Raw genomic sequence first — 6,000 nt, 5'->3', positions numbered from 1 at the left:
GACCTGGCCTTGATCGACTCGGTTTCCTGGAAGTCGGGGTGTCCTGCCTACGTGGACACCCCGACTTCCTTGAAGTCGAGTCGATCAGCGGCGGAGCCGGTCGACTTACCCGGCGTGGGCGCGCTGACCGGCGCCGAACTGCCCGGTCAGGGCGACTTGCCGGGTGCGGGTGCGGGTGCGGCTGCGGGTGCGGGTGCCGGTGCGCGGCGGGGCGCACGGGTGCGCGGTGTGGGCGTGATCGAGGGCGCGGCGCGGAGCACCTGCAGGCCGGCCTGTCGCACGAACACCTCCCGCTTGTCGACGGCCAAGCCCTTGTCGTTCAGTACGTAACCCGTCAGCCAGACCCACCCGTGGTAGGTCGGGCGCGGGTCCACGCTCACGAGTCGAAAGCGCAGCGCCCGGTCACCGGTGAACTGCACTGAGCACGCCTCGCCGATCAGCAGCAGGTCGCCGGGCTTCAGGCCGGTCACGTCGGCCAGTGCCTGCGGTTGATCGGGATGCGGTGCCGCGCCCGGCAGGGCAGGTCCGCGCCGCACCGGCACACCGTGCGCCAGCGTGCCCAACTCCAGACCGGACGGTGCCGACGGGCAAGGGTCAGCGCGGTGACCAAGAGGTATTCGTTGTACGACACGCGCATCGTGGCGCCCTTTCCCGAAGAATAGCGTCACGCCGGCCCACGTGCTAATACGCGTGAGTTGGGCAGCAGGCTATTGTCGACGCCATTCCTGACGCCATTTCTGGGAGTTCCTGACGCGTGACAGCATGTTCCACGCTGGCCACCTTGTGCAACGCCCCAATCCGCCTTAGCCTCAGGCCGTATTGACGCACGAGGAATGGTAAGGAAATGCGTGCGGGGTGAAACGTTCGGTGTTGCAGGAGGAGAGTGGTGATGTTGCATGACGGATGAAACAAGCGGGTCCACGGTCCCTCGGCGGCAGCTCGGACGGCTGCTCACGCAGCTCCGCGAGGATGCTTCGGTGACGCTGGACGCTGCGGCCGAAGCACTGGACTGCTCGCGGCAGAAGGTGTGGCGCATCGAGAAGGGGTTGGTCCCGGTGCGCGTAGTGGACGCCCGCGCGATGTGCGTTCTCTATCGACTGGCCGACGACATGGTGGAGATCGTCGCCGGCCTCGCGAGAGAGACTCGCGCTCGGGGTTGGTGGCATTCGTACGGTGATGTGGTCCCGTCGTGGTTCTCGCTGTACGTCGGTCTGGAATCGTCGGCCTCGGCGCTGCGCCAATATGACGCCGAGTTGATCCCCGGGCTCCTGCAAACGCGGGAATACGCCAGCGAGCTGTTCCGCCGGAAGAATCCGACGATGCGCGAACAGGACCGGGAGAAGTTGGTGGAGGTTCGGCTGCAACGCCAGGGCATCCTCGTACGCCGACTGCCCACGGCGCCCACCCTGCGGGTCGTCCTGAGCGAGGCCGTGCTGCGGCGCACGATCCCCGACCGGCGGGCGATGGCTCAGCAGTTGCGACACCTGCTCGACGTGGCCGCGCTGCCGAACGTGAGTCTGCGGGTGTTGCCGCTCGCCGCCGGTCCGCCGTTGGCCAGCGAAAGTGGCACCTTCGTCCTGCTGGACTTTCCACAGGCATTCGGGAGGGCGTCGACCGAGCCGGCAACCGTCTACGTCGAGAACATCACCGGAGCGCTGTATCTGGACAAGCCGGCCGAGGTTGCTGCCTACGAACATGTCTGGTCGGACCTGGAAGCGCTCGCCCCGGTTGAGGCAGAATCAGAGAAAATGATCACTTCGATCATCGAGGAGCATCATGACTGATCTTGCCGGTGCCATCTGGCGCAAGAGCACCCGCAGCGGCGGGAGCGGCGGCAACTGCGTCGAGGTGGCGGACAACCTCCCCGGCGTCGTGGGCGTACGGGACAGCAAGGACCCGACCGGCCCGGCGCTGACCCTCGCCCCGGCCACCTGGGCCGCGTTCGTGAGCGGCGTCAAGGGGCAGCGTCAGGGCTGACCGTCCCGCCCACCTCGATCGACTCGCCTTCCTGAAAGTCGGGGTGTCCCGCTCATCGCAACACCCCGGTTTCCTGAAACCCGAGTCGATCAGCGCAGCCGGCGAGCGCGAGTCGATCAGCGCGCGGTCCGGTCCGGAGGGGCTGGCTATCCTTGGCACCTGTGCCAGAGGGACACACGATCCATCGCCTGGCGGCCCGGCACGCCGAGCTGTTCGCCGGGGACAAACTGCACGCCGCCAGCCCGCAGGGTCGTTTCGCCGAGGGTGCCGCCCGGCTCTCCGGGACCGTGCTGGAGGGCACCGAGGCGTACGGCAAGCACCTGCTGCACCACTACGCCGGCGAGCTGACGCTGCACGTACACCTCGGGTTGTATGGCAAGTTCACCGACGGGCCGGGGGAGCCGCCGGAGCCGGTCGGTCAGGTACGGCTGCGACTGGCCAGCGACCGGCACTGGCTCGACCTGCGCGGGCCCACGGCCTGTGAGCTGCTCACCCCACCCGAGGTGGCCGCGCTGCGGGACCGCCTCGGGCCCGATCCGTTGCGCGGCGACGCCGACCCGGAGCGGGCGTACGCCCGGATCGTCCGCAGCCCCACACCGCTCGCCGCGCTGCTGCTGGACCAGTCGGTGGTGGCCGGCACCGGCCTGATCTTCGTGACCGAGGCGCTGTTCCGGGCAGGGCTGCCGCCCAGGATGCCGGGCCGACAATTGACCCGGACCGGCTGGGGCGCTCTCTGGGCCGACCTGGTCGAGCTGATGCAGATCGCGGTCGAGCACGGGCGGATCGACACCGTCCGCGACGCTCACCTGCCGGAGGCGATGGGCCGGCCGGCGCGGGTGGACCGGCACGGTGGCGAGGTGTACGTCTACCGCCGCCCTGGCGCACCCTGCCACATCTGCGGCACGGAGATCAGCCGCGGCGAGCTGGCCGGCCGCAACCTCTACTGGTGCCGTACCTGCCAGGCCGGCTGACCCGCCCCGCGCCCCGGCCCGCCCCGCGCCCGCCTCCCGCGCCCCGCGCCGATCTTGCAGTTTCTGTTGTCGACATGGGTGGATATGCACCCTAGGTCGGGACAGAAAGTGCAAGATCGCGGAGCTGGGCCGGGCACCACCACCCGTGATCGCCGAGCTGGGCCTCAGTTGGCGTCGAGCAGCCAGCGGACCACTTCGACCTTCTCGGGGAAGACGGTGTCGTCGGCGAGGCTCCAGGCCAGCGTGTGCCCGATCGTCCAACCCCGGACCCGTTCCCGGTCCAGCCCCAGCTCACTGCTGAGCCGGTCCAGTCGGTGCCGGACGGCGGCCGGTGAGTGGCCCAACTCGGGGCCGCGCACCATCGGCACGACCGAGAACTCCCGCTCCCCGGTCAGCGGCTTCGGGTCGATCGCCAGCCAAGGCCCTCGGCCGGCGGCGAGCGCGTCGGTGGTGAGCGCGTCGGCGGCGAGCACGTTGCCGGCGTGCAGGTCCTGGTTGACCAGCACCTGTTCGCCCTGACTCGACGCCAGGCCGTCGAGCAGGTCGAGCGCCGCGTCGAGAAGCCGCCGCTCGTACGGTCGGCCGGCCCGTTCCCAGGCCCGGGGCATCCGGTCGATCCAGCCGGCGGCCTCCTGCGCCAGCGGGGTGAACGGCGCGCCGGCCGGTCGCCAGAGCCGCGGCAGCAATCCGATCATCGCGTCCAGTGCCCGGTCCGGCGGAAGATCGTGCAGGGGAGTGCCGGGTTGACAGCGTTCCACCAGCAGGGCGCGCCGCTCGGGGTCGTGGGCGAGCAGACGGATCGCCCCGTCGCCGTCCCAGTGGGCCAACGCGTCAGCCTCGTGCCGGCTCTCCTCGTCGGGGTACTGGAGCTTCAGCACCGCCGCCGTGCCGTCGGGCAGGTCGGCGGGGAGTGCCAGTGAGGCGTACGCGTACCGGAAGGGTGGGCCGAGTCGGAGCGACCACCGCTCGGCGCACTCCGTCAGCCACGTCGGGAGTACGGTCAGCCAGGCGCGACCGGCGGGTGACCCGCGTACCCAGTCGAGCCCTTCGGGTAGGTCCATCCGTCCATCCACGGTGCCGTCACGACCGGGGCGGCGTCAGGCGCGGGCCGCGATAGGGGAGGGTGGCGCTGTAGACCACGTTCGTGGTGGTGCTGCCGAACCCGGCGAGATCGTTGACGATCTGTTCGAGGTGCGCCATCGACGTGGCCGCCACCTTCAGCACGTAACAGTCGTCCCCGGTGGTGCGCAGGCACTCCAGGATCTCCAGCCGTCGGTCCAGTAGTCGGTGCAGCGGTTCGTGCCGGCTGCCGGGGTATTTCAGCCGGACCACCGCCAGCACCGCGAAGCCCGCCTTGGACAGGTCGACCTCGGCGCGGTAGCCGCTGATCACACCGGTCGCCTCCAGCCGTCTCACCCGTTCGGTGGTGGCCGACGCGCTCAACTTGACCCGGCGGCTGAGTTCGGTGATCGGCAAGCGGCCGTCGCCCTGCAGCTCGGTCAGGATCGACCAATCGAGATCGTCAAGATTCTCGGCCATTGGGTCAATCTACCGCTGAATCAACGGCAGATGGCCGCGCAGGCAGGGATCATTGGGTTCCCGCGCCGGCTCCACAGTGGCTAGCGTGAACGGGTGCAGATTGGCGTGAACGTACCGAACTTCGCCCCGGGTACCGACCCCGACGTGCTGCGACAGTGGGCGCAGACGGTGGAGGGTCTCGGCTTCGACCTGCTGATGGTCTCCGACCACATCGCGGTGACCCCGGACGTGGCCGAGCAGTATCCGGCGCCGTTCTACGAGCCGTTCACCACGCTGTCCTGGCTGGCCGGGGTGACCACCCGGGTCCGGTTGGGCACCACGGTGCTCATCGTCCCGTACCGGCACCCACTGCTCACCGCCCGGATGGCAGCGAACCTCAACCGGCTCAGCGGCGGCCGGCTCGTCCTCGGCGTCGGGGTCGGCTGGGCCCGGCAGGAGTTCGAGGCGCTCGGCGTGCCGTTCCGGCAACGCGGTGCGCTGACCGACGAATACCTGCACACCATGCGTACGGCCTGGCAGAACACCGAGGACTACGACACGGACGCGATCCCGATCTGGGTCGGCGGCAACAGCGAGGCCGGCATGCGCCGCGCAGTACTGCTCGGTGACGCCTGGCACCCGCTGCGGGTCACGCCCGGGCGGCTGGCCGAGGCGGTCGGACGGCTGACGGCCATCGCCGACGAACTCGGTCGCCCGGTGCCCGCGTTGGTGCCGCGGATCGCGCTCCAGGAGACCCGAGCACCGATCACCGCCCCGGACCGGCTCGCCGGGGTCGGCACCACCGATCAGATCCTCGCCGATCTCGACCAGCTTCGTGCGCTCGGGGCGCAGACGGTGGTGCTGGACCCGTTCAACGGCGATCTGACCGAGATCCGCCAGCCCGAACGCGCCTGGCAAACCCTTGCGGCCGTGGCCGCACACCACAAATCCCAGGAGGACCGATGACCCCCGACGACGAGAAGTTTCTCCGCCACGCCGTGGAGATCGCCAGGCGGGCGGGGGCCTCCGGCGAACGGCCGTTCGGCTCGTTGCTTGTCGACGCCGGCGGCGTCGTCCTGATCGAGGACCACAACACGGTGGTCTCCGACGCGGACATCAGCGCCCACCCGGAGTTGAAGTTGGCCCGCTGGGCGGCTCGCGAACTCTCTCCCGAGGTGGCCGCCGGCACCACCATGTTCACCAGTTGCCAGCCCTGCGCGATGTGCGCGACCGCGATCGACCGGTCCGGCCTCGGGCGGGTGGTGTACGCCCTGTCCACCGAGCAGTTCGAGGAGGTCAAGCCCGCCACCCCGCCGCTGCCCGCGGTCCGGTACGAGGGTCCGGCGCTGTTCGACGAGGCGCGCCAGCCGATCGACGACTACTACTGACCGGAGCTGTCGCGGGGCGGTGTGACGCAGCCGGAATTGACAGTCGGCCGGCTGCCAGAGCAGGGTTGGGAAGTGACAACGATGTCAACGGGCAAAAGGGAGGAAAGCCTCCCACCACGCGCCGGCTCTGACCAGTCGCTTCGTGG

Annotated in this window: 8 protein-coding genes; 5 read left to right on the top strand and 3 right to left on the bottom strand. The window is 69.8% G+C overall.

Annotated elements, in window-relative coordinates:
- Window positions 1–146: 146 nt before the first annotated feature.
- Window positions 147–536, bottom strand: coding sequence for a hypothetical protein (locus ACFYL6_RS07410; RefSeq protein WP_387168749.1), 390 nt, complete (start codon window positions 534–536; stop codon window positions 147–149).
- A 360-nt stretch (window positions 537–896) separates the two neighbouring features.
- Between ACFYL6_RS07410 and ACFYL6_RS07405 the strand changes: the two genes are divergently transcribed.
- The 3 genes from ACFYL6_RS07405 (at window position 897) to ACFYL6_RS07395 (ending at window position 2,948) form a co-directional block, all read left to right on the top strand.
- Window positions 897–1,784 carry a helix-turn-helix domain-containing protein gene (locus ACFYL6_RS07405; RefSeq protein ID WP_387168746.1) on the top strand — a complete coding sequence of 296 codons (888 nt, stop codon included), beginning with the start codon at window positions 897–899 and terminating at the stop codon, window positions 1,782–1,784.
- Complete coding sequence (locus ACFYL6_RS07400) at window positions 1,777–1,977, top strand: DUF397 domain-containing protein (protein ID WP_387168743.1); 201 nt, start codon at window positions 1,777–1,779, stop codon at window positions 1,975–1,977. The genes ACFYL6_RS07405 and ACFYL6_RS07400 overlap by 8 nt, the downstream gene beginning before the upstream one ends.
- Before the next feature lie 161 nt (window positions 1,978–2,138).
- Window positions 2,139–2,948 (top strand): Fpg/Nei family DNA glycosylase, encoded by an 810-nt coding sequence (locus ACFYL6_RS07395; protein ID WP_387168740.1) that lies wholly within the window; start codon window positions 2,139–2,141, stop codon window positions 2,946–2,948.
- Window positions 2,949–3,112: 164 nt separating this feature from the next.
- Here the strand turns inward: ACFYL6_RS07395 and ACFYL6_RS07390 are convergent, their stop codons facing one another.
- Both ACFYL6_RS07390 and ACFYL6_RS07385 read right to left on the bottom strand, forming a co-directional pair.
- Window positions 3,113–4,009, bottom strand: a complete 897-nt coding sequence (locus ACFYL6_RS07390; RefSeq protein WP_387168737.1) for an aminoglycoside phosphotransferase family protein — start codon at window positions 4,007–4,009, stop codon at window positions 3,113–3,115.
- Window positions 4,010–4,028: 19 nt separating this feature from the next.
- Window positions 4,029–4,487: an Lrp/AsnC family transcriptional regulator gene (locus ACFYL6_RS07385; protein ID WP_387168734.1), complete on the bottom strand. Its 459-nt coding sequence runs from the start codon at window positions 4,485–4,487 to the stop codon at window positions 4,029–4,031.
- A gap of 93 nt (window positions 4,488–4,580) precedes the next feature.
- Between ACFYL6_RS07385 and ACFYL6_RS07380 the strand changes: the two genes are divergently transcribed.
- Window positions 4,581–5,432, top strand: coding sequence for a TIGR03619 family F420-dependent LLM class oxidoreductase (locus ACFYL6_RS07380; protein ID WP_387168731.1), 852 nt, complete (start codon window positions 4,581–4,583; stop codon window positions 5,430–5,432).
- Window positions 5,429–5,854 carry a nucleoside deaminase gene (locus ACFYL6_RS07375; protein WP_387168728.1) on the top strand — a complete coding sequence of 142 codons (426 nt, stop codon included), beginning with the start codon at window positions 5,429–5,431 and terminating at the stop codon, window positions 5,852–5,854. Before ACFYL6_RS07380 ends, ACFYL6_RS07375 begins: the two co-directional genes overlap by 4 nt.
- Window positions 5,855–6,000: the final 146 nt, after the last annotated feature.

Source organism: Micromonospora sp. NPDC007208 (genome assembly GCF_042869175.1).
GTDB classification, from domain to species: domain Bacteria; phylum Actinomycetota; class Actinomycetes; order Mycobacteriales; family Micromonosporaceae; genus Micromonospora; species Micromonospora foliorum.
The sequence above is the reverse complement of the archived record's forward strand: the minus strand, read 5'-3'. Positions and strand labels throughout refer to the sequence as shown.